The sequence below is a fragment of the Variovorax sp. dw_954 genome (assembly GCF_018449755.1).
GTDB lineage: Bacteria > Pseudomonadota > Gammaproteobacteria > Burkholderiales > Burkholderiaceae_C > Variovorax.
The window spans coordinates 194,847-218,066 of record NZ_JAAVVD010000002.1; the positions used below are offsets into that span (position 1 = coordinate 194,847).

Below are 23,220 nucleotides of genomic sequence, written 5' to 3' on the forward strand. Positions count from 1 at the left end.
AAGGTGGGATAGACAGGGGGATCGCTCCAGAACTCACCATGCAACCTACATTCCTCCTGTCTTCCGTCGCCATCGCTTCCCTGCTCGCCACGCTGCCGATGGCCTGGCGGAGGCTCGAACTTTCGCGGGCCAAGCATCCCTCGCTGACCGGCCATTCGCGCATGGCCAAGCGGGTGGCCGCGCAGCTGCCGGGCTATGCCTACGAGGCGGACGATTTCTTCGATTCCGATGGCGCACCTGAACCGGTGGCTGCGCAGCGGCGCAGCGGCCTCAAGGCCCTGACGCGGCTGTACCGCACGCGCTTCGAGCGTTCCCTGGCCGCCACCTCGCAGGCGCGGCAGCACCTGTCCGACCTGCAGTTCACCAGCAGCTATCGCGTGCCCTTCCAGTTCAGTCCGTACCTGCGCGAGCACCTGCCCGTGGGCGCCTTCGTGCAGGCGTCGAGCGGCGTGACCGTCGAGGACCTCGACGGCAACGTGTTCCACGACCTCACTGGCTCCTACGGCGTCAACGTGTTCGGCTACGACTTCTACAAGTCCTGCATCGCGCAGGGCGCGGCGCGCGTGGAAGCGCTCGGGCCGGTGCTGGGGGCGTATCACCCCGTCGTGGCGTCCAACGCACAGCGGCTCTGCGCCATCACGGGGATGGACGAGGTGTCCTTCCACATGTCCGGCACCGAGGCCGTGATGCAGGCGGTGCGCCTCGCGCGCTATCACACGCGCCGCTCGCACCTGGTGCGCTTCTGCGGCGCATACCACGGCTGGTGGGAGGACGTCCAGCCGGGCCTGGGCAATCCGCTGCCGCCGCGCGAGACCTACACGCTGCGCGAGATGGACGAGCGCACCTTGCAGGTCCTGCGCAAGCGCCGCGATATCGCCTGCGTGCTGGTCAACCCGCTGCAGGCGCTGCACCCCAACGCGGGCGCGCCGGGCGATTCGTCGCTGGTCGACAGCAGCCGCAGCGCACGCTTCGACCGCGAGGCCTACACGGCCTGGCTGCGTGCCCTGCGCGAGGTCTGCACCGAGCGCGGCATCGTGCTGATCTTCGACGAGGTCTTCGTCGGCTTCCGGCTCGCGCCCGGCGGTGCGCAGGAATACTTCGGCGTGCGGGCCGACATGGTCACCTACGGCAAGACGCTGGGCGGCGGCCTGCCGATCGGCGCGGTCTGCGGCCGTGCCGACCTGATGAAGCGCTACCGCGAGGAGCGCCCGGCCGACATCTGCTTCGCGCGCGGCACCTTCAACTCGCATCCGTACGTAATGGGTGCGATGGACGCCTTTCTCGATCGCATCGCGCAGCCCGAGGTTCGCGCGCTCTACGACGGGCTCGATGCGCGCTGGAACCACCGCGCCGACGTGCTCAACCTTCGCCTGCGCGAGGCCGGCTTGCCGGTGCAGGTGGCCAACCTGTCGTCGATCTGGACGGTGTTCTACACGCGCCCGTCCCGCTACAACTGGATGCTGCAGTACTACCTGCGCGCGCAGGGCCTGGCCCTGAGCTGGGTCGGCACTGGGCGCCTGATCTTCAGCCTCAACTACACCGACGCCGACTTCGAGGAGGTGGCCCGGCGCTTCGTTGCCGCCGCCCGCGCAATGCAGGCCGATGGCTGGTGGTGGCACGATGCCGCGCTGACCAACAAGGCCATCAAGCGCGGCATCCTGCGCGAGATGATCGCGCAGCGCTGGCAGGCGTAGCGACGGCGCGCTCATACGACTTTGCAATCAAGCGCAGAACAAGGCGGAGCGCCGCAGACAGTGCTGTAGCACGGCAAGGCGATCCAACCGCAGTTATGCGATTGATTGCGAAGTCGTATCAAGCGCGCTGGTCGACCCGGCCCATCGGATCGATCAGTTCGCCGCGCAGCAGGTGCAGCGGCGCACGCCAGTAGAGCAGGATGTCGTGGAACGGGTCGGTGAGGACCTTGGTCATCCACACCAGGCCGGTCCGCACGTCGGCGATGAAGAACAGGTGCACCGTGCGAAACAGCAGGCCGCCCGCGCCGAGCCACAGCCAGACCATGCCGACCTGGCGCGCGAAGCCCTCGAAGCCGGCGCTTGGCGTCATCAGGCCGAACAGCGAGCGGTCGAACCACAGCAGCAGCGGCGCGGCCGCCCACAGCGCCATCAGCACCACCTTGCGGCGCAGGTTGTAGCCGACCTTGATATCTTCCTTGTGCTCGTGCGTCGCGCGGTTGACGTGGTCGTAGCCCTTCGGCTCGAAGAAGAAGTGGCCGGCCTGGCGGCTCGTCATTGCCACCAGCCAGGCGAGCAACGCCGCCGCCACCGGGTCGACGAAGAGCAGGGCATAGGCCACCACGAAGCTGATCGCACTCAGCAGGTGCAGCGCCTGGTTGATCCGGCTGTGGTGGTAGTAGCGGTGATCGTCCCAACGCTGGACGGAAAGGGTGCGGAAAAAATCGTTCACGGGCTCTCCTTGGTGGTACGCCGGGCGGCGAGCGCGCGCCCCGGCGCGTGGCGGCATCGTGGCGGGCCTGCGTGACTGTTTGGTGACGCCTTGCGAAGGAATTCTTTTGTACCGTCATCTGGCTGTTGCAATCGGCGGTCAGCATTCGCCGCATGGCTGAATCGCTTCCCCCGATCGTGGTCGACCATCTGCCGCCGGTGCACCGCTCGCTGCGCATCGCGGTCGTCAGCGAGACCTACGCGCCCGAGGTCAACGGCGTTGCGCTTGCGCTGCAGCATGTCGTGGAGGGCTTGTGCGAATTGCGGCACGACGTGCAGTTGATCCGCCCGCGGCAGGCGCCGGACGAACTCGCGCAGCAGCGCACCGGCAGCTTCGAGGAGGTGCTGATGCGCGGCATGCCGATCCCGCGCTACCCGGAGATGAAGATGGGCATGCCCGCCAACAAGGCGCTGGTCTCGCTGTGGAGCCGGCATCGCCCGGACCTCGTCTACATCGCCACGGAAGGACCGCTGGGCTGGTCGGCATTGAAGATCGCCAACCGGCTCAAGCTGCCGGTGTGCTCGGACTTCCGCACCAACTTCCATGCCTACAGCCGCCATTACGGCATCGGCTGGCTGTACCGGCCCATCATGGACTACCTGCGCAAGTTCCATAACCGCACGGCCTTCACGATGGTGCCGAGCGAGCGGCTGCGGCAGGACCTGCGCGACAACGGCTTCGAGAGGCTGGTGCTGGTGACGCGCGGCGTCGACACCGCGTTGTTCGATCCCGCGCGGCGCAGCGACGCAGTGCGGCAGTTGTGGGGCGCGCCGCCGGGGACGCCGGTGGTCCTGTTCGTCGGCCGGCTTGCCGCGGAAAAGAACCTGGGCGCGCTGGTCTCCGCGTTCGCGGCGATGCGCCGCAAGCGACCCGACCTGCGGCTGGTGGTGGTCGGCGTCGGGCCGTGGCGCGAGCAATTGGCGGCTGCCGTGCCCGATGCCTTCTTCGCCGGCACGCGGCGCGGCGAGGAGCTTGCCGCCTTCTACGCGTCGGCCGACATGTTCGTCTTCCCGAGCATGACCGAGACCTTCGGCAACGTCACGCTCGAAGCCATGGCCAGCGGCTTGCCGGTGCTCGCCTACGACCATGCCAGCGCGGGGCAGTTGATCCGCAGCGGGCACAACGGACTGCTCGCGCGCCTAGGCGACGAGGACGACTTCATCGCGCAGGCGCTGCGGCTCGCGCGCGACCCCGGGCAGGCCCGGGAGATGGGCCGGCGCGCACGCCAGTCCGCGACCGGGCTGGGCTGGCCGCGCATCGTGAAGCAGGTGGAAGAGGTGATGTTTGCCACGCTCGCCAGCGGCACGGGTGAGCGCGCAGCAGCCGCGCCCATGCGCTCCGTTGCAGGCGTGGCCTGAACGATTCCGCCCGCGTCAGCCTTCCGCCGCCGGCGCCGCGTTGTCGAGTGCATGCTCGCGCCACATGAGCAGCGCGATGGCGCCTGCAACGGTCAGGCCGAAGCCCCACATCAGCGGCACGATCGGCACGTCGAACGCCAACAGCGCGGCATAGCCTGCCAGCATCGCCATCACGCTGAGGTTCTCGTTGAAGCCCTGCACAGCGATCGAACGGCCGGCGCTCAGCAGCGTGTAGCCACGGTGCTGCAGCAGCGCGTTCAGCGGCACCACCAGCACCCCGCCGACCACGCCGACGAGCGCCAGCAAAGGCACCGCGAGCATCAGCGAATGCGTCGATGCGACCACCGGCATCAGCAGCCCGAGCATCACGCCGGCCGGCAGCACCCGCTTGGCTTGCGCCAGGCCGACATGGCGTCCGGCAAAGGCCGCGCCCGCGATCACGCCCACCGCCACTGCGGCCTGCAGGTAGGCGGCGCGGTCGAGCGGCAGCTGCAGCACGTCGGCGGCCCACCGCAGCACCGCGAACTGCAACGTGGCGCCGACGCCCCAGAAGATGGTCGTCACCGCCAGCGACAGGCCGCCGTCCCGGTCGCGCCACAGCGTGCGGCATGCCGCGCGGAAGTCGCGCATCAATTCCCCGCCGTGGATGCGGGTGCGCGGATAGCGCACGCCGCTGTCGGGCACGCGTGCGTTGAGCCATGCGGCGAGCAGGTACACCATGAGCAGCGCCACCATCGAGAGCGCCAGCGTGCTGCCCGCGCCCGCCGCGATGGCCGCGAGCCACTCGTGCAACGCGCGGCTCGCGGCCGAGGCGCGCACCAGGTCGGTCACGAGCAGGCCGCCCAGCACGGTCCCCAGCAGCGCCGCGCACACCACCGACACCTCGAGCCAGCCATTCGCCGTCACCAACTGGCCAGGCGCGACCATCTCGGTGACCAAGCCATATTTGGCGGGCGCATAGGCAGCGGCGCCGAAGCCGACCAACGCGAAGGCAAGCAGGGGATGCACCCCGGCGATGAGCATGGCCACGCCCGCGAACTTGACCCCATTCATCACCGTCATGAGTCGTGCCTTCGGCATCGCGTCGGCCAGCGGCCCGATCACCGGCGCCAGCACGACATAGGACAGCGTGAAGCAGAACTTGAGCAGCGGCGCCCACCAACCGGGCAGGCTGCGCTCCTGCAGCAGTGCGATGGCAACGATCAGCAGCGCGTTGTCGGCGAGCGAAGAGAGAGCCTGACCCGCGATCAGCAGGTGGAAGCCGGGCGGCATCACCGGCCCGGCGTCATGTTCTTGTGCATGGGTGGCGATCGTCGCGAAACGATGTGACGGTTGCGTGAACCGGGATGGTGGGCGCGGCCGGGGCAGTCAGGGTGATGCTGTATTGCCCGCGTAAGAATCCGGATCGAGAATGCCGGGGGTGGCAGCTTGCAGCGCTGGTAGGGATGCGCAGCGCAGACGTAGTCTGGCTGTTTTTCTCGATGCCGCAGGCTGTCGCTTTCCAGTTTTCCGCAGGCCATGCGGGCAACGTCGCAAGGCCGCGTCGGGTGGCGCGGCGGCATGGCGTTTGCTCCGGCCGAGTTCGATGGCAACAAGAATAGTCTTCGTTTCAAAGCGCAATTCGTTGCGCAGCGTGTTGGCCCAGGCGGTTCTCGCGCACATCGCCGGCGACCGCTTTTCGGCCGTCTCCTGCGGCAATCCGAAGCATGTCGGCGAGTCGGTCCATCCCGCCGCGGTGTGGGCGCTGAGCACCGTCGGCATCGCAGTGCCACAGGTTCCGCCACGGGGCTGGAACGATCTCGCGCGGGCCGGCGGGCCGCGCGTCGATTTCGTCATCACGCTGGACGAGGCAACGCAGTTGCTGGAGCCCAGTTGGCCCGGCCAACCCTATTCCGCGCTGTGGACCTTCCCGGACGCCGCCGCGGCGGACGATGCCGAGCGGGCGGCCCACATCGCCCTCCAGATCCTCTACGGCCTGCGACGCCGACTGGAGCTCTTCACCAGCCTGCCGCTGCAAGGTGCCGACCCGGCAGCGATACGTTCCGACATCCGGGACCTCGGGTACATGGGCTGACGCTGCGTCGGCCTTGCGGCTGCGCGGTGCAGCCAGCAGCCGCCGCGGCCCCTGGATTCATCAGGCTGACATCGTGCGAGCCGAAAGTGCCCGCAGTTTTGCCAAGTCAACGGAGTCCCGATGTCCATGCGCCGACGCGATCTGTTCCACGCTGCCACGGCCGCCGGTGCCGGACTCGCGATACCCCGTTGGGCGACTGCCCAGTCCGCTCCCGCCGCGATCACCCGCGATGGCGCGCGGCCGCAGATGACGAGCGGCGTGCAGAGCGGCGATGCGCAGGCCGACCGCGCCATCGTCTGGACGCGTGCCGATCGGCCGGCGCGGCTGTGGCTCGAGTGGTCGACGGTCGCCAGCTTCGCCGACGCGCAGCGCGTGCGCGGGCCCTACCTGCTGGAGGACAGCGACTTCACGGGACGCATCGACCTCACCGGCCTGCCTGCCGGGCAGGAGATCTTCTACCGTGCCAGCCTGCAGGACCTGGGCAACGAGCGTGTCTTCTCCCAGCCGGTGCAAGGCCATCTGCGCCTGCCGCAGTCCGGCACGGGACGTGCCACGCGCGACGTGCGCTTCGTCTGGAGCGGTGACACCGCCGGGCAGGGCTTCGGCATCAACGAACGATGGGGCGGCATGAAGATCTACGAGCAGATCCGCAAGCTTGCGCCGGACTTCTTCCTGCACAGCGGCGACACCATCTATGCCGATGGCCCGATCGCTTCCGAAGTCAAGCTGCCCGATGGCACCGTGTGGAACAACCTGGTCACGGAGGAGGTCGGCAAGGTGGCCGAAACGCTCCATGAGTTCCGGGGGCGCTATCGCTACAACATGATGGACGCCAACATACGCGGCATGGCGGCCGAGGTGCCGCAGATCTGGCAGTGGGACGACCATGAGGTGATGAACAACTGGTCGGATGCGAAGAGCGTGCTGAACGATGCCCGCTACACCGAGAAGAACATCCCGCTGATGGTCGCGCGCGCGGCCCGCGCCTTCCACGACTACGCGCCGATGCGCCGCCACGGCGACGAGGAGGCGCAGCGCGTCTATCGCCACCTGCCGCAGGGTCCGTTGCTGGATGTGTTCGTGCTGGACATGCGCAGCTATCGCGGCCCCAACTCGGCCAACCTGCAGACCACGGAGGATGCGGACAGCGCCTTTCTCGGGCGGCCCCAGGTCGCGTGGCTGGTCCAGGGCTTGAAGCAGTCGAAGGCCGTGTGGAAGGTGATCGCTGCCGACATGCCGGTCGGACTTGGCGTGCCGGACGGCAAGGATGCCCAGGGTCGAGACCTGTGGGAGGCCATCGCCAACAACGAGCCGAACCAGCCGCTGGGACGCGAGATCGAGATCGCGCGCCTGCTGCGCGAGATCAAGCAGGCGGGTATCCGCAACGTGGTCTGGCTCACGGCGGATGTGCACTACACCGCCGCGCATTTCTACGATCCCGCCAGGGCGAAGTTCAGCGACTTCGCGCCGTTCTGGGAGTTCGTGTCGGGACCGCTCAATGCGGGCAGCTTCGGTCCCAACCCGCCGGATTCGACCTTCGGCTTGCAGGTGGTCTATCAAAAGGCGCCGGAGGTCCAGAACACCGCGCCGACGGCGGGGCTCCAGTTCTTTGGCCAGGTCGACATCGATGCCCGGACGCGAGCCATGACCGTGACGCTGAAGGACCTCGCCGGCGACGCGCTCTACAGGAAGACGCTGGCGCCGGCGTGAACGCGCATGGACCGGTAGCGGCGGTCAGTACCGAAGCGTCTCAGCTGCCCGATCGGGCGAGTCCGCGTGCCTCGGCTTCCAGCACCAGTCGGTGGACGCGCTCGTCCGGGAGGTTCACCAGCAACTCCACGTGGCGGCGGATTTCATGCAGTACGTGCCGGAACGCGGTCGCGGCATCGGCGGGGTTGGCGTGGAGGGGGTTGGGGTGGGACCAATGCGCGGCGGGCGGCTCGCCGGGCATGTCGGGCATCGGTTCGCCGGCCGCGACGTCGCACAAGGTCACGACGAGGTCCATGTGCGGCGCGCCGCCCCCGAGAAATTCCCGCCAGCTCTTGCAGTACAGCCCCTTGATCGGCAGTCCCGCCTCGAGGAGCGTTCGCAGGGTCCGCGGGTCGGGCTCGTCGTCATCCACTTCGCCGCTTCCGGCCGAGAAGGCGCGAAAGCGAGTGCCGCCCAGGCGTTGCAGCAGCGACTCGGCCATCTGGCTGCGCACGGAGTTGTCGTTGCAGACAAAAAGAACGTTGACTCGACCGCGATCGTCCATGTTCCATCCGGTGTTGGCGACCCGGTCCGTCCAGGTGACGCTGCTGACGCGAAAGCATCATATTGCTTTCACGGTTGTCGACTAGGTTCGTTGGTCGACTTGGAGCAAACCGGTGGACGTAGACCTGTACCGCAGCATCACCGACCGGAATAAGTACCTGGCCGTGCCCGCCGGCCTGTCGACGGCCGCCTTCGAGTTTCCGGCGCATGACGACCTCGCCAACCTGGTGGTATACAAGCTGCGACATCGATTCAATCCCGATGCGGTGTACGGGGGTGTCAACGCTGCCGACATCGCCCGGCAGATCGAGGCGAATGGCTTCGCGGTGTTCCGGGAGTAGCTCCGAGCGTCATTTCATGCGCCGAGGCGAATCTGCTCGAGACAGATGAAATCGGCGCCGGGCGAGGGCTCGGCAAACAGGCTGATCGCATCGAATCGTCCTGCCGGCACCTTGTCGAAATGCCGCTGCGCGCCTTCCGCCAGGGCGCGCACGATCTCCGGTTCCGTGTGCCGCAGCGAGTCGGTCAGGGACATGTGAAAGCGAAAGCAATCGAGCACGAAGGGGTACCCCCAGCTGCACAGCAGTGCGTCTTCGCGGGACGTGAGGCCGGGCGCGCGCCGACGCTCCAGCTCGAAGGAGGAGAGGGGCCGTGCGAACGACTTCAGCCCCGTGACGCACGCGCCCGCAAGCGCATGGATGGCCGTGCTTGACTGGGCGGGCACGAGGGCCAGGAAGTCATCGATGAGATCGACCTTCAGCGCGGGGAGCTCGAACGCATCCCAGGCCGCACAGATGGCCTGAATCCCACCGTGGAGATTGGAAAGCTCGAGTTGGGGAAGCAGCGCGAACGGGGCCTTGAGCGTTGCATGCCAGCCGTAGCGCCGCGGCCCGGCGGTCAACTGCCGCAGCAGTTCCGGCGACACGCCTTCGACCACCGGTTGCGGCACCGCTCTTCCGTCGCAGGCGCTGCGGCCCAACCACCGGCTGCCTGCCTCCGACAGGGGGCCGCCGAATGCTGGCGCGTAGTAGGCCGCATAGCGATGGGCCGTCGTCACGGTACGGTGCGCGCGTTCATTCATCGGGGAACACCGTCGATGAGCGCAGATCTCGGCAAGGCACCGGGGCCAGGTCGGAACTAATGCAGTGAATGCTGTCCGCTGCGTCGATCGCCGCAATCCAGAGGGTCATGAGATAGGGGTTGCTCGCCGTCCAGGCTCGGCCCGGGCCGTCGAAAATGATTTATACGGATTTCAGGGTACCGGCTTCATGTTTCATGTTCTTGACAACAGCCGCGGTGCGCGAGGCGTTCGCCGCGGGTTCGCCGCGCCGACGGTTCGGGCATCAGTTTCCTGTTCACCAACTGCCTGAGCAATGGTTGGGCCGAACGCTTCTTCAACGTGCAGCGCGGGACCGAGTTCCCGCGCGGCGGCCGCTTCGCTGCGCTCGAAGCAAGCCGAGGCGCGCCTACGCCAGGCCTTTGCGGGCGCAGGCCTGAACGTCGAAGCTCAGAGTTCGTTCCAGACGGTCGGGTCGTCCGCGCGTTGCTCGCCCCAGGTGCAGCGCCCGCAGCGCATGCTGCGGTAGATGGTTCGGCCGTCCTTGACGGCAGTCACGACGGGGGCTGCGTCGCAGTTCTCGCAGCGACCCAGGTAGTCCGGCTCGTAGCCGTCGATCTGTGTGATTTGGTCCATGCTGCATTGATATCACCGCAATCGGTCAATGTCGTGACAGGGCAGCGGCCGCCCGCTGAAGTCCTCGGCGCGTGGAATTTCACGCCGTTGTCACACCGGGCCGTGAGCATCTGTCCACGCCGACCGCGGCGCACAGGAGAAACCCATGATCAAAAGAACCTTCCTGCTCGGCGTGCTGTCGGCCGCATCACTTGCACCCGCTGCCCACGCCAGCGTCGACCTGATCGCCATCGGCAGCATCAGCGGCGCATACGAGGATCTGTCGACCAGGACTTCCGCACTTCTCGAAAACGGGGTTCCGGGCAATCGTCTCGGTGGACTGGGCTCGGGCTTCGCCTACGCCGGCGGCACGACGTTCCTGGCGTTGCCGGACCGCGGTCCGAATGCGAAACCCTATAACCCGCTGGTCGACGACACGGTGTCGTACATCGCGCGATTCCAGACCTTCAGGATGGCGCTGTCGCCGAGCGATCCGGGCTCCGACTTGCCCTTCACCCTCACGCCGACGCTGCGCAAGACGACCCTGCTGTCGAGCCCGACACCGCTGGTCTACGGCACCGGCGCGGGCCTTGGATTTCGCATCGATGGCGTGACGCCGCTGGGCTCCGGCGCGCCGGCGCTGAACGCCGAGCGCCGCCGCTACTACTTCACTGGCCGTTCGGACAACTTCGACGCTTCGAAGCCGTCGACCTACACCAACAACGCTCGCCTGGATCCGGAGGGCATCCGTGTCTCCAACGACGGCGAGCGCGTCTTCGTCTCGGACGAATACGGTCCCTTCGTCCACGAGTTCCAGCGCTCCACCGGCAAGCGCGTGCGCAGCTTCGCCTTGCCCGCCAACCTCGCGATCAGCAAGCTCAGCGCACAGGGCGCCGTCGAGATCAGCGGCAACACCGTCGGGCGCGTCACCAACAAGGGGCTGGAGGGCCTGGCCATCACCCCCGATGGCCGCAAGCTCGTGGGCATCATGCAAGCCAACCTCGAGCAGGACAAGAAGGGCAGCCTGCGCATCGTCACGATCGACACCTACACGGGTGCCACGCACCAATATGCCTACATCCTCACCGACGGTTCGGGCGTCAGCGAGATCCTGGCCATCAACAACCACGAGTTCCTGGTCGACGAGCGCGACGGCAGCGGCAGGGCCGACACGCCCCTGCCGACCGACACCGCGTCGGCCGCCAAGGTGAAGAAGCTCTACGTGATCGACCTCGACGGCGCCCGCGACGTGAGCGGTGTGGCAGGCGACCTGTCGGCCTATGCCGTGACCAAGAGCACGACGCCCTTCCTCGACGTCGTGGCCAAGCTGACGGCCGCCGGCACCGATCCCCGGCTGATCCCCTCGAAGATCGAAGGCATCGCGTTCGGACAGGACGTCACGGTGAAGGGCATCACCCGGCACACGCTCTTCGTCGCCAACGACAACGACTTCCTTGCCACGATCGCGGACCCGCTCAAGCTCCCGGCCGACGGCACGCGCGGGATGGTCGCCAATCCGAACCAGTTTTTCGTGTTCGCGTTCGACGACCGCGACTTGCCGCGCTACCTGCCGCAGCGCATGGACGACGAGCACGAGCGCGACCGGGACCGCGACCATGACGACGACGAAGATTGATCGACGGGCGTGATCGCGCCGCGGGCATGAAGATGCGCCTCCTGCTACTGATCGCGGCACTCGCTTCGGCCATGGCCACATGCGCGCCCGTGCAGGCCGGCGAAAGCGAAGGTCCCATGGCGCAGCAGGAGGTCACGGCAAGCGAGGACACGCCAGCAAGGCGAACGCCATCGGCCACGGGGGGGCCGGAGCCGAAGCAGGAACCCGGCGCGCGCCCCGGCGGCGCCATCTTCAACCCCTTCTCGCAGGCGCCCGCGCCGGCCTCGCGCACGAACGCGGTGGCCGGCGCAGCGGTTCCCAAGGAGGCGAGCCTTGGCGAAACGGCTGCCGTCGCGCTTGGCGGGCTCGCGATATTCGCGTATCTCCTGCGCCTGTTGCTGCGCTAGAGGCATTGGCGGCAATCGTGCGCACGCCAAGCGCGCACTGAGGAAAAAGGTGACGGCGCCTACGGCTTATTGCCGTCGGCCAAACAGGCGATTGGCATTCACGCCGAGCCGGCGAGATAGTCGGCGGTCCATTCGACTGCGGAGAGACTCGTCATGAAGATGTTTCATCCAACCCGGCCACGGTTTGCGGCCGGCGTCGTGGCACTCGCCTCGATGCTCGCTGCCATGCCGGCCTCGGCAGTCGACATCACCGGATCGGGCTCGACGTTCGTCTACCCTGTCATGCTGCGATGGGCCGCGAGCTACTACGCCAGGACCGGCGTCAAGGTGAACTATCTCGCCATCGGCTCCGGAGCGGGTATCCAGCAAGTCAAGGCCGGCCAATCCACGTTCGGCGCTTCCGACACGCCCCTGGCGCCAGAGGACCTGAAGGCGGCAGACCTCATGCAGTTCCCGCTCGTGATCGGCGGCGTGGTCGTGGTCGTGAACATCGATGGCGTGGCGCCGGGCCAGTTGCGGCTGAGCGGTGAGGTGCTGTCCGCCGTCTTCCTCGGCAAGGTGTCGAACTGGAACGATCCCGTCATTGCCGCGCTCAACCCCGACCTGAAGCTGCCGGATCTCAAGATCACCGTCACGCACCGGTCGGACCCCTCGGGCACGACCTTCAATTTCGTCAACTACCTCGGCAAGGTGAGCGAGGAGTGGAAGACCAAGGTCGGCGAGGGCACGATGGTCGCCTGGCCCACCGGCACGGGCGGCGGCGGCAACGACGGCGTGACACGCTACGTCAACTACATCAAGGGTTCGATCGGCTACGTCGAACTGAGCTATGCCATCCAGCACAAGATGACGTACGCGTTGCTGCGCAACAAGAGCGGTGCCTTCGTCAGGCCTTCGCCGGAGAGCTTCGAGGCGGCAGCAGCCAGCGCCACCTGGACGAGCCCCGATTTCTATCAACTGCTGACTGATGCGCCAGGCGCGCAATCCTGGCCGATCACCGCGACGACGTTTGCACTCATGCCGCGCCAGGCACACGACGCTGCCCGCTCGGCCGAGGCATTGAAGTTCTTCAAGGCGTCGCTCTCGGGCGGCCGGGCAGACGCGCAAAACCTGGGATATGTTCCGCTGCCTGAGAACCTGGTCAAACAGATCGAGTCGAGCTGGGAAGGCGGCAAGTAGAGGCGCAACGTCGGGCGGCGAAGAGGGTCCGCCACCGGCGTCCGGCGACGAATTGGCATCGTCGCCGTGCTACTTCGGAAACAGGAAGGTCACGACGAAGCGTAAGCCCAGGTCCTTCGGCCCCGAATCCGGGCTCTCGGCCCAGTAGCGCAGGCCGCCGGTCAGGCTGATCGGCTGCTTGCCCACCTTGATGAGCTTGCCCACCGTGAGGTTGACGGGCACCGACCATTGCTTGTTCTTCCAGTCGTAGGTCGACTCGGTGTTGACGCCGAAGGTCCATGCGTCCTTCGTGGTGTACGACAGGAAAGGCTGGATGAAAGTGTTGCTGATGCTCGGGCGATTCGAGTCGCCGCCGCCCGCCCAGATGTGGTTGGCCAGCATGCCGTAGGTCCACGGGCCTTCCTGCTTCAACAGCACGATGGTCGGGCCTGCGCCCCACTTGCGCGCACTCAACGCGGAGTCGGTGCCGGTGGGCAGGTAGAACGCCGGGCCGACGCCCCAGATGATGCCGCCCGGGCCCGGCGCCTTGGGCGAGAAGAAGAGGCTCTGCGTGATGTCGCCAAGGCCCGTCTGGCTGGTGCCCGGCTGGATGTTGGTCTGGCTGACGATCGGCACGATGGTGCGGCTGATCATGTTCCATTCGGCGTTGAGCTCGATGGGCACCACCGGCTGCACGTTCAGCACGTTCTTATGGCCCGATTCGTCGCTGCCGTACTTGTGGTCGTAGTTGTATTGGAACGGCACGCTGATGAGCGCCGCGACCGGGTTCGACAGCTTCTTGGCCAGTTCTTCCGAGTCCTGAGCCTGGGCGGCCGGCGCGCCGAGGATGGCAGCCACGGTGAAGACGGCCGCAGGGGCGCTGGAATCGGATCGGAAATTCATTCGTTTGTCCTCCTTGAAATGGTGGTGCATGACAGTCCATGCGCCATGGCTTGTCAATGGCATTCTGGGGCAGTTTTCGAGGGTGGCGGACGCACCCGATGGCGGGGCGGATGTGACCGTGTTCGGGATGGCCTGATTCATCCCTCCACGGGTGTAGAAAAAAGTCGTAGTCGACGCATGCCCCCGCAGTAAAGTGCCACCCCGGCGTCCCGCGCCGAGGAGGCCGACATGATCTTTCGCAGCCCCTGGCCCGACATCGAGATCCCTGCCCAGTCCGTCACCGACTTCGTCTTCGCGAACGCGGCCTCGCATGCGCAGAAGACCGCTTTCATCGACGGCCCCACCGGCCGCACGCTGACCCATGGCCAGGTGCATGGCATGGCGCGGCGCGTGGCCAGCGCGCTGCTGAAAGAACGCGGCCTGCGCAAGGGCGATGTCTTCTGCATCTTCTGCCCGAACCTGCCCGAGTACGTCGTGGCCTTCCATGGTGTGGCGATGGCCGGCGGCGTGGTGACCACGGCCAGCCCGCTGTGCACCACCGAGACGCTGGCGGAACAACTCGGCGACAGCAGGGCGCGCTTTCTCCTCACGGTTCCGCCTTTCATCGGCGTCGCGCTCGAGGCGGCGAAAGCGGCCGGCGTCGAGGAGGTGTTCGTGTTCGGCGAAGCCGAGGGCGCCACGCCGTTCGCGGCGCTGGTCGCGGAGGAGGCCGGGCTTTTGAGGATCGAGATCGATCCGGCTCGCGACCTGGTCGCGCTGCCTTACTCCAGCGGCACCACGGGCCGCGCCAAGGGGGTGATGCTGACGCACCGGAACATGGTGGCGATGATGGCGCAGCTCGAAACCCTGTGGGGCGATGCCACGGAGGACCAGTCGCTGGCGGTGCTGCCGTTCTTCCACTGCTACGGCCTGCTGGCCTTCGTCTGCATGACGGTCCGGCGGGGCCTCTCCTGCGTGACGATGCCGCGCTTCGACTTCGAGCAGTTCCTGCAGCTCATCGAGCGCCACCGCGTCACGTCGCTCATGCTCGTGCCGCCGATCGTGCTGGCGCTGGCCAAGCATCCGCTGGTGGCGAAGTACGACCTGTCGTCCGTCCAGTTCATCAACAGCGGCGCCGCGCCGCTGGGCGAGGCGCTGCAGAACGAGGCCGGCGCGCGCATGGGCGTCGAGGTGCGGCAAGGCTATGGCATGTCGGAAAGTACGCTGGCCGTGAGTGGCCGCAGGCGCGACGAGGATCCGGCCAAGCCGGGCGCGGTCGGCCGCCTGCTGCCCAACAACGAGGCCCGCGTCATCGACGTGGCGACGGGCGCGGACCTCGGCCCGAACCAGCGCGGCGAACTGCTGGTGCGCGGGCCGACCGTCATGCGCGGCTACTTCGGCAACGTGCAGGCGACCGACGCCACGATCGATGCCGATGGCTGGCTGCATACCGGCGACGTCGTGGTCATCGACGACGATGGCGAGTTCTTCATCGTCGACCGCCTGAAGGAGCTGATCAAGGTCAACGCGCACCAGGTGGCGCCGGCACAACTGGAGTCGGTGCTGCTCACGCATCCGGCGGTGGCGGACGCGGCGGTGATCGGCATCCCCCATGAGGAGACGGGTGAGGCGCCGAAGGCTTTCGTCGTGAAGCGTGCAGAAGTCAGCGAAGCCGAGCTCGTGGCCCACGTCGCGGCGCATGTAGAACCTTATGCGAGGGTGCGCGCGGTGGCGTTCGTGGATGCGATCCCGAAGTCGCCGTCCGGCAAGATCCTGCGGCGGGAGTTGCGGGAGCGGATCGTCGTGTGACTTTCCGCTGCATCTTCCTTGTCGGGCCGTACCGCGAGCGTGTCCGAAGGCGGCGGCCCGAAGGGTGGTGGCATGAAAGGTGGTTGCGTCAGCTCCAACTGGATCGCCGCGGTGCCACGCAGCAATGCGTCGGCTGGATCCGTCGAGCCGGCCCAGATACACCAAGGAGGCGCTTCTCTGCGAAGCGCGAACCATGACCTGCGCGAATTGAGCGCCTGTCAGCACAGGGAGCCCCCTCTTGCGAATCTGTCTCGTGGCCGATCTTGCAACGCTCAGGGGAGCAGGCTAAGCGCACCTAAGCACTATGCCTGCAAGCTCCGTTGCCGTTGCGCCATAGACCGTCCGCCAAATTGCCGCCTCCGTTCGCGGATGGAATAGTGGGGTCTCCACACCGAGGTCACCGGATGGATGAGACGCTGCGTGAGCTTGTGAAGACACGGCGCGAAGCATTGAATGGCGCGGACGATGGTCGTCGCGCCTGGGGTTTGGCGCTGTCGGGTGGTGGCATCCGCAGCGCTACTTTTTGCCTGGGGCTGATCAAGTCCCTGGCGGCCCACCGCCAGTTGCTGAAGTTCGACATCGTGTCGACGGTCTCCGGCGGCGGCTACATCGGCGCCACGCTGGGCCGCCTCTGCACCGACGCGAAATCCGCGGACGAGGTGCGCGAGATCGAGCGCGCCTTCGCCGACGTGGACCGCGCGCGCTTCGGGTGGTGGCTGCGCGCCAACGGCCGCTATCTCATACCGGGCGGTATGCGCGACACGCTGTTTGCCGCGGCGCTCTACCTGCGCAACCTGCTGGGCACCCACATCGAGCTGGCGATTGCCGCCTGCCTGGTCGGCATGGCGCTGGCCGCGAGCAACCTGCTGATGTGGGATGCGGTGTTTCGCGCGGTCGATCTCAACAACACGCAGCCGACCACGGCGCAGGCCACGATCGGGCTGCTGGTGAAGGCGGCCACGCAATTGCCCACGCTGTGGTTTGCCGCCGCGGGACCGTTCATCGCGTCGATCGTGCTGTCGTGCGCGTACTGGTCGGTGCGCGACAAACCCTCGCTCAAGTTCCTGCTGGTCCAGGTGGGCATGTGGTGCGTCTTGAGCATCGGCGCCTGCATCCTCGGCCCGATGCTCGTGATCTATGCCGGCGGGCCGGATTGGCTGTCGGCCGCCTTCGTTGGCTTTGCGTTGTGCTGGGTCATCGCCTTGACCTGGGTCGTGTACCGCAGCCGCCACCGCACGGCTGCGCAGCAGCGCAACGAGCTGACCGATGCGCTGGCTGCGGTGCTCAACACCACCTTGCTGATCGGCGTGCTGGGCCTGCTCGACCGCTCGGCCTGGTGGCTGGCCGCGGAGAACCAGCAGATGCGGGCCTCCTATGGCGCGACGCTGCTGGTGGTGGCCGCGATCCTGCGCGCGGTGCTGCCGGTGATCCTGTCGCAGAAACAGCAGACGCCGGGACTGGAGAAGAGCATGCTGGCCGCGCTGGCGAGCGTGCTCGGCCTGGTGCTGGCCTTTTGCCTGGCCGCATGGTGGATCGGCGTGGTGTATGCGGCGACTTTGCTGCAGGTGTTCCAGCCGGAGGGGCTGGAGTTCTGGCGCGGCTGGGCCTGGCTGGCGGCGATGTTCGTGGTCCTGGGTGCGTATGCAACGCTCACGGGCTCGAACTTCGCGTTCCTCAACATCTCGTCGCTGCACATGTTCTACAAGGCGCGCATCGTGCGCGGCTACCTCGGCGCGGCCAATGCCCGGCGGCTGGGCGCGAGCCCGACCGACCAGGTCTCCGGGCTCATGCCGCCCCAGGTGCCGGTGGGCGAGGTGGATGGGCAGGACGACATCTCGCAACTCAAGTACGCGCCGCACCAATACGGCGGGCCGGTGCACCTGGCCAACGTCTGCATCAACCAGACGCACGACCCGAAGCAGAAGCTCTTCAACCGCGACCGCAAGAGCCTGCCGATGACCATCGGGCCGCTCGGCTGGATGCAGGCGGGTGGCTCCGAATGGGCCAAGGCACACGGCGATGGCGCGATGACGCTGGGCGCGTGGACGGCCATCTCCGGCGCCGCGTTCGCGCCCGGCTTCGGCCGCCTGACCAAGCGCGGCATTGCGGCGCTCACCGTGTTCGCGGGGCTGCGGCTGGGCTACTGGTGGAACAGCGCCGAAGCCGGCATCCTGCAACGTGGCGCGGCAGTGCGCGGCACCAAGTTGCTGACCAAGACGCGCTTCCTGTTGCTCGAATGCTTCGGCGCCTTCCCGGGCAGCAGCTCGGCCAACTGGTACCTGAGCGACGGCGGCCATTTCGAGAACACCGGCGCGTATGCACTGCTGCGGCAGGAGGCCGCCTTGATCGTGATTGCCGATTGCGGCGCCGACCCAGACTACCGCTTCTGCGACCTCGAGATCCTCATCCGCCGCGCCCGCATCGACCTCAACGCCGAGATCACCTTCATGAAGCCGCGGCCCGGCGCCAGCCTGCCGCAGCTCGAAGCCTTCGGCTCGCTCAACGACCTGGCGTCGCCCTCCAGCCAGGCTTGCCTCGCGCTCGCGCAAGTGCGCTACACGAGCGGCGCGACGGGGCAGATCATCCTGGTCAAGCCGAACGTCTCGGCCGCGCTCCCGGTGGACCTGGTCAACTTCAAGGCGGCCAACCCGGCGTTTCCGCAGCAGCCGACCACCGACCAGTTCTTCGACGAGGCGCAGTGGGAAAGCTACTTCCGCCTGGGCGCCCAGATCGGCACGCGGCTGGACGGCGAGTTGCTCGACATGGTGGCTGACGGCGCGCCCGGCCTGTTCATGCCCGACGACGGCCAGGCGGCGCAGGCTGCGGGCACGCGGGCTGCCGCGGATGGTGCGCCACCTGCCGGCACCGCCGGCACGATGGCGACGACGGCGAGCCGGCTGCAGGCTCGCGTGCTCCGCGCCGGGGCGGTCACGGCCACCGTGGGCCTGGGCACGGCCGCGACCATCGGCGTGGCCGCGTGGCAGGGCATCGACAGCTGGCGCGCCCAGCTCGCCGACGCGGAGAAATCGGAGAACGCGGCCTTCAAGGACCTGTCGCAACTGTGGGCGCGGCTGAAGAACGGCGTCGGCACCAGCGGCGATGCGCCCGCCTCGCTGGCGGCGGAACTGCTGCGCACCGGCGACCTGCTGTGCCGCGACGGCGGCGACAACTTCATGGCGAAGTTCCGCCTGTCGGTGCGGATCGTCGACGATGCCAAGGCGGCTTGCACGCGCGAGCCGGTGGAGCAGCGCACGCCGGCCTGCGCGCGGCTGCTCGACCCGGCCAACGGCATCGACTGCCTGCAGCCCGCGCAGGCACCCCCATGCGCGCCGCGCTACTGGGCGCGCGACTACACCGGGTTGACGCCGCCGTCGCAGAACTGCAGCGGCACCTTGCCCACGCCGTGGCCGATGGTGGTGTGGCTGAACGAGATGCTGACCGGTGCTGCGCCGTCGGTGGCCGTGGCGACCGGACCGGCTCCCAAGGCCGGCACGCCGTCCTACCCCGCGCCCCCGGCCGGAACCGAAGCGCCGCAGGTCGGTCCCCCCGGACCGGCCGTGCCGCCAGTGCCGCCACCCGTGCCTCCCGCGATCAGCAGCGCCGCCTGTGCGGGCACGGTCGTCTATGTGCAGATCTACGGCCCGGCCATGCGCGAGCAGGTCCGCGAATGGCGTTGGCGTTGGCGCGAACTCGGCGCCTCGGTGCCGCCGACGGAGGACCTGATCAGCACCTCGCAGCGGCAAGGACGCTCGCCGCCGCGAGGCCATCCTGTCCCCACCATGGTCATCCAGGCCGACAGCGCACGCGCGTGCACCGACCTGCTGCAACTCACCGCCCCATTGCCGAACGGCCAGGCCTGGACGGTGATCAAGCTGCCGCCCTCGCTGAAGAGCACGCCGGGCGCCATCGAGGTGTGGCTGCCGCGGAGCAAGGATGCGACTTACTGAAAGTCGCCGGGGCGGCCCGCGCCCGGCCTGTCTCGCTATGGGTGAAGTCGAATTGACAAAGCCGACGGGCGAGAGCGCGCATTTGCCACATGGCTTGATATATGGCGGCGAATGCCATATGCTGTGACACATGGCAATACCACAAGCATCCACCCACCGGCCGACCGCGCGTGTTGGCTGGAACAACCGCGTTCAAACCGTTTCGATTCCGGTGGACTTCCGGTTTCCAGACTCCGTGCGCGAGGTCTTTATTCGCCGCGAGGGCGAGAGCGTGATCCTGACGCCGCGCCCTGCGGACTGGAGCGGCTTCTTTGAATCGCCCGTAGTGGCATCGCCGGACTTCATGGCCGATGCGGAGCGTCTGCCGGTCCAGGAGCGGTCGTTTTGACCGCACCCGTCTACATGCTGGACACGGATACCTGCATCTTCCTGATGCGCCGCGAGTCACCCATGCTGGAAATTCGCGTGCAGGCGGTTCCTTTGCAACAGCAGCTCATGTCCGTCGTGACGTTCGCGGAACTGAGCTACGGCGTGCGGGCCTCGGCCGCAGCGAGGCGCAAGCAGAACCAGGCCGCGCTGGACAACCTGGAACTGCACCTGGCGGTCGCGCCGTGGCCGCAGGAGGCCGCGCAGCATTACGCGGAGATTCGGCTGGACCTGAAGAAGCGTGGTGCGCAGCTTGGCGCGGCCGATTTGATGATCGCCGCGCACGCGCGTGCGACGGACGCCATCGTGGTCACCAACAACACGAAGGATTTCGGCCGGGTCAAGGGGCTGCAGGTCGAGAACTGGATGAAGTAGCAGCGAGCTTGCCTGCTTGCGCCTCCCTCACTCCGATCCCGTTGCCATCGCGGAGGTGAACAGCCGCTCCCCGCGCGAGCGCAGCAGCGTCACCAGACGTTGCGCCGCTGGCGACAGATAGCCTTCCTTGCGGTAGGTCACGCCGAGTTTGCGGCGCAGGGTCGTCTCCTTCAGAGGCACCTCGCGCAAGGCGTTGCGGCGGTCGCCCGTACCCAGCGTGTGGCGCGACAGGAAGCTCAGCAGATCGGTGCGCGCGATCAGGCGCGGCAGCAGGGGAATCGAGTTGGCGTTGATCTGCACGGTCGGCTTGGCCAGGCCGTGCGACTGGAACACCGCATCGAGCCATTGCCGGCTTGGAGTCGCCTGGTCCGGCAGCACCCAGTTCCATTGCAGCAGCGCCTTCATCGTGACCTTGGGCAGGTCGAACACCGGATGGCTGGGGCTGGTCGCGACCACGACCACGTCCTCGACGATCGAATGGGTGACGAAGGCATCGTCATGCTCCGACATGAGGCCGATCAGCAGGTCGATCGTGCCTTCGCGCAGGCGCTCGCGCAGCGCCATGCTCGGCGCGATCGTGATGTCGATGGTGGTGCCCGGCGCCTCGGCCAGCAGCAGGCTGCAGATCTCGGGTAGCACGTGGTCGGCGGCGATCGGTCCGCTGCCGATGCGCACGTGGCCGGCGTTGCCGCGCGCGAAGTCGCCGACCTCGCGCAGGGCCTCTTCCGTGGCGCTGCGCAACAGCCTGGCCCGCATCAGCAAGACCTCGCCCACGGGCGTGAGCTGGATGCCGCGCCCCTTGCGCTCGAACAGCGCGCTGCCGAAGGCTTCCTCCAGGCGCTGCACGCACTTGGTCAGCGCCGGCTGCGTGCGGCCGAGCTTGTCGGCCGCCTGGCCCAGATGACCCAGCTCGGCCACCGTCTCGAAGTACTTCAGGTCACGGAGGTTGATGTCCATTGATAAATCACAGGAATCGAAAGATGAACATTATCGAATGGACGGAATGAATGGGTTTTTCCAGAATCCAGTCCATCAACAACGGAGACAGTCCAATGACAGCGACAGTTCTGGTCACCGCGCCCAAGCTGGCCAAGGCAGGCGTGGACCTGCTGGCCGAGGCCGGGGCGCGGGTGATCTACCTGAAGGATGCCGAGAGCGTCGAGGAGCTCGAGCATCTGATGGCCACCGAGCCGATCGATGCGGTGATCTCGCGCACGGTCACTTTGTCTGCGAATGCCATTGCAGCCTGCCCGACGTTGAAGGTGATTTCCAAGCACGGTGTCGGCGTGAGCAACATCGACGTGGAGGCGGCCACCGAACGCGGCATTCCGGTGTACGTGACGCCCGGCGCCAACGCGCAGTCGGTGGCGGAGATGACGCTCGGCCTGATGTTCGCCGCGGCACGGCGCATCGGCTGGATGGACCGCGAACTGCACGATGGCCGCTGGTCCCGTGCGCAGGATGGCGTCGAGTTGCAAGGCCGGACGCTGGGCCTGGTCGGCTTCGGGCAGATCGGCCAGCGCGTGGCCAAGGTTTGCATGGCGCTGGGCATGAAGGTCGTGGCCTTCGACCCTGCGCTCAAGGCCGGTGCCAGCCCGGTGGACGGCGTTCGCACGCTGCCTTCGCTCGATGCGCTGCTGCCGCTGTCCGACGTGCTCAGCTTGCACGTTCCGCTCAACAAGCACACGCGCAACATGCTGGGCGCGGCGCAATTCGCGGCGATGCCGCGTGGCGCCATACTCGTGAACACGGCGCGCGGTGAAGTCGTCGACGAGCCCGCGCTGATCGACGCGCTGCAAAGCGGCCAGCTTCACGCCGCCGGGCTCGACACCATGGCGCAGGAGCCCTTGCCCGCGGGCAGCCCGCTCGCCGCACTGCCCAACGTCGTACTCACGCCGCATGTCGGCGGCTCGACGCCGGCCGCCCTGGCCGGCATGGCAAGCGGCGCCGCGCGCAATGTGCTGGGCTGGCTGCAGGGCCGTCCCGCCGATCCATCCGCCTGCGTCAATCCGCAGGTGCTTCGCAACGAGACAACCCCCGCTTCAGGAGTGTCCGCATGACCACCAACCCCTCAATCCCTGCGCCGGTGCAGTGGCCCGCGGGCTACCGCATCAACCCCCGCGTCGAGGGGCCCGCAGCGGACATCGTCTCGGCATTCCGCGAGATCCCCGTGGCCGCGATCGGCGACGCGATGAGCCGCAACATCGGCACGGTCGGCCTGCGCCAATACCATGGCCGCCTCGACACGGTTCTGTGCGGCCCGGCCGTCACGGTGCGCGTGCGCCCCGGCGACAACCTCATGATCCACAAGGCGCTGATGATGGTGCAGCCCGGCGACGTGCTGGTCGTCGACGGCGGCGGCGATGTGTCGCAAGCCCTGGTCGGCGGCCTGATCCGCACGACCTGCGTGGCGAAGAAACTGGGCGGCCTGGTCATCGACGGCGCGGTGCGTGACCTTTGCGAGTGGGCGGAGGAGGGCATGCCGATCTTCGCCCGCGGCCACACGCACCGTGGCCCGAGCAAGGACGGCCCGGGCGAGATCAACGTGCCGATCGCCTGCGCCGGCCTGGCCGTGTTGCCGGGCGACCTGATCGTCGGCGATGCCGATGGCGTGATCGCGATTCCCGCGGCCGAAGCCGCCGACGTCCTCACGCGTGCCCGCGCCCACCTGGTCAAGGAGGAAAAGATCCGCGCCGACAACGCGGCCGGCAAGTCCGACCCCGAGCGCTTCGACGCGACCTTGCGGGCCAAGGGCCTGCCGATCTGAACCGTCACTCCTTC

General features: G+C 67.5%; 21 protein-coding genes. 14 read left to right on the forward strand and 7 right to left on the reverse strand.

The genetic code is table 11. From position 1 onward, the window contains the following. Positions 1 to 38: 38 nt before the first annotated feature. Entirely contained in the window at positions 39 to 1,694 is a 1,656-nt protein-coding gene (locus HB681_RS04065) for an aminotransferase class III-fold pyridoxal phosphate-dependent enzyme (RefSeq protein WP_213953487.1), read from the forward strand. A gap of 118 nt (positions 1,695 to 1,812) precedes the next feature. Here HB681_RS04065 and HB681_RS04070 read toward each other — a convergent pair whose 3' ends face one another. Continuing rightward, a complete protein-coding gene (locus tag HB681_RS04070) occupies positions 1,813 to 2,424 on the reverse strand; it encodes a hypothetical protein (RefSeq protein ID WP_213953488.1) in 612 nt (203 codons plus the stop codon). Between the two features lie 152 nt (positions 2,425 to 2,576). Here HB681_RS04070 and HB681_RS04075 point away from each other — a divergent pair, with 152 nt between their 5' ends. Next, the gene (locus HB681_RS04075) at positions 2,577 to 3,821 is read left to right on the forward strand and encodes a glycosyltransferase family 1 protein (protein WP_213953489.1); all 1,245 of its coding nucleotides are present in this window, start codon (positions 2,577 to 2,579) and stop codon (positions 3,819 to 3,821) included. Positions 3,822 to 3,836: 15 nt separating this feature from the next. Here the strand turns inward: HB681_RS04075 and lplT are convergent, their stop codons facing one another. Then, complete coding sequence (gene lplT / locus HB681_RS04080) at positions 3,837 to 5,093, reverse strand: lysophospholipid transporter LplT (RefSeq protein WP_213953490.1); 1,257 nt, start codon at positions 5,091 to 5,093, stop codon at positions 3,837 to 3,839. A 313-nt stretch (positions 5,094 to 5,406) separates the two neighbouring features. Here lplT and HB681_RS04085 point away from each other — a divergent pair, with 313 nt between their 5' ends. Both HB681_RS04085 and HB681_RS04090 read left to right on the forward strand, forming a co-directional pair. Then, entirely contained in the window at positions 5,407 to 5,895 is a 489-nt protein-coding gene (locus tag HB681_RS04085) for a protein tyrosine phosphatase (protein WP_213953491.1), read from the forward strand. 120 nt (positions 5,896 to 6,015) lie between these two features. Then, positions 6,016 to 7,605 (forward strand): alkaline phosphatase D family protein, encoded by a 1,590-nt coding sequence (locus tag HB681_RS04090; RefSeq protein ID WP_213953492.1) that lies wholly within the window; start codon positions 6,016 to 6,018, stop codon positions 7,603 to 7,605. 40 nt (positions 7,606 to 7,645) lie between these two features. Here the strand turns inward: HB681_RS04090 and HB681_RS04095 are convergent, their stop codons facing one another. Beyond that, positions 7,646 to 8,149, reverse strand: coding sequence for an arsenate reductase ArsC (locus tag HB681_RS04095; RefSeq protein ID WP_213953493.1), 504 nt, complete (start codon positions 8,147 to 8,149; stop codon positions 7,646 to 7,648). Positions 8,150 to 8,261: 112 nt separating this feature from the next. Between HB681_RS04095 and HB681_RS04100 the strand changes: the two genes are divergently transcribed. Continuing rightward, positions 8,262 to 8,489, forward strand: a complete 228-nt coding sequence (locus HB681_RS04100; RefSeq protein ID WP_213953494.1) for a hypothetical protein — start codon at positions 8,262 to 8,264, stop codon at positions 8,487 to 8,489. 14 nt (positions 8,490 to 8,503) lie between these two features. Here HB681_RS04100 and HB681_RS04105 read toward each other — a convergent pair whose 3' ends face one another. Next, entirely contained in the window at positions 8,504 to 9,097 is a 594-nt protein-coding gene (locus HB681_RS04105) for a DUF1045 domain-containing protein (RefSeq protein WP_345944616.1), read from the reverse strand. A gap of 558 nt (positions 9,098 to 9,655) precedes the next feature. Beyond that, positions 9,656 to 9,841 carry a hypothetical protein gene (locus HB681_RS04110; protein ID WP_213953496.1) on the reverse strand — a complete coding sequence of 62 codons (186 nt, stop codon included), beginning with the start codon at positions 9,839 to 9,841 and terminating at the stop codon, positions 9,656 to 9,658. A 145-nt stretch (positions 9,842 to 9,986) separates the two neighbouring features. Here HB681_RS04110 and HB681_RS04115 point away from each other — a divergent pair, with 145 nt between their 5' ends. The 3 genes from HB681_RS04115 to pstS all read left to right on the forward strand — a co-directional run bounded on the left by HB681_RS04115 (position 9,987) and on the right by pstS (position 13,021). Then, entirely contained in the window at positions 9,987 to 11,456 is a 1,470-nt protein-coding gene (locus tag HB681_RS04115; protein WP_213953497.1) for an esterase-like activity of phytase family protein, read from the forward strand. Positions 11,457 to 11,482: 26 nt separating this feature from the next. Next, on the forward strand, positions 11,483 to 11,842 hold the full coding sequence (locus HB681_RS04120) for a hypothetical protein (RefSeq protein WP_213953498.1): 360 nt from the start codon (positions 11,483 to 11,485) through the stop codon (positions 11,840 to 11,842). A gap of 153 nt (positions 11,843 to 11,995) precedes the next feature. Then, positions 11,996 to 13,021 carry a phosphate ABC transporter substrate-binding protein PstS gene (gene pstS / locus HB681_RS04125; RefSeq protein ID WP_345944617.1) on the forward strand — a complete coding sequence of 342 codons (1,026 nt, stop codon included), beginning with the start codon at positions 11,996 to 11,998 and terminating at the stop codon, positions 13,019 to 13,021. A 69-nt stretch (positions 13,022 to 13,090) separates the two neighbouring features. Here pstS and HB681_RS04130 read toward each other — a convergent pair whose 3' ends face one another. Then, positions 13,091 to 13,903: a transporter gene (locus tag HB681_RS04130; RefSeq protein ID WP_256734811.1), complete on the reverse strand. Its 813-nt coding sequence runs from the start codon at positions 13,901 to 13,903 to the stop codon at positions 13,091 to 13,093. A gap of 228 nt (positions 13,904 to 14,131) precedes the next feature. Here HB681_RS04130 and HB681_RS04135 point away from each other — a divergent pair, with 228 nt between their 5' ends. From HB681_RS04135 to HB681_RS04150, 4 genes are all read left to right on the forward strand, one after another. Next, a complete protein-coding gene (locus HB681_RS04135) occupies positions 14,132 to 15,691 on the forward strand; it encodes an AMP-binding protein (protein ID WP_213953499.1) in 1,560 nt (519 codons plus the stop codon). A 404-nt stretch (positions 15,692 to 16,095) separates the two neighbouring features. After that, the gene (locus tag HB681_RS04140; protein WP_213953500.1) at positions 16,096 to 19,638 is read left to right on the forward strand and encodes a patatin-like phospholipase family protein; all 3,543 of its coding nucleotides are present in this window, start codon (positions 16,096 to 16,098) and stop codon (positions 19,636 to 19,638) included. Positions 19,639 to 19,768: 130 nt separating this feature from the next. Further along, positions 19,769 to 20,026 carry a type II toxin-antitoxin system VapB family antitoxin gene (gene vapB, locus HB681_RS04145; RefSeq protein ID WP_213953501.1) on the forward strand — a complete coding sequence of 86 codons (258 nt, stop codon included), beginning with the start codon at positions 19,769 to 19,771 and terminating at the stop codon, positions 20,024 to 20,026. After that, positions 20,023 to 20,439 (forward strand): type II toxin-antitoxin system VapC family toxin, encoded by a 417-nt coding sequence (locus HB681_RS04150; RefSeq protein WP_213953502.1) that lies wholly within the window; start codon positions 20,023 to 20,025, stop codon positions 20,437 to 20,439. Before vapB ends, HB681_RS04150 begins: the two co-directional genes overlap by 4 nt. A 27-nt stretch (positions 20,440 to 20,466) precedes the next feature. Here HB681_RS04150 and HB681_RS04155 read toward each other — a convergent pair whose 3' ends face one another. After that, positions 20,467 to 21,396: a LysR family transcriptional regulator gene (locus HB681_RS04155; protein ID WP_213953503.1), complete on the reverse strand. Its 930-nt coding sequence runs from the start codon at positions 21,394 to 21,396 to the stop codon at positions 20,467 to 20,469. Positions 21,397 to 21,491: 95 nt separating this feature from the next. Here HB681_RS04155 and HB681_RS04160 point away from each other — a divergent pair, with 95 nt between their 5' ends. Together HB681_RS04160 and HB681_RS04165 are read left to right on the forward strand one after the other, a co-directional pair. Further along, positions 21,492 to 22,499 carry a hydroxyacid dehydrogenase gene (locus HB681_RS04160; protein WP_213953504.1) on the forward strand — a complete coding sequence of 336 codons (1,008 nt, stop codon included), beginning with the start codon at positions 21,492 to 21,494 and terminating at the stop codon, positions 22,497 to 22,499. Further along, entirely contained in the window at positions 22,496 to 23,206 is a 711-nt protein-coding gene (locus tag HB681_RS04165; protein ID WP_213953505.1) for an RraA family protein, read from the forward strand. Before HB681_RS04160 ends, HB681_RS04165 begins: the two co-directional genes overlap by 4 nt. Positions 23,207 to 23,220: the final 14 nt, after the last annotated feature.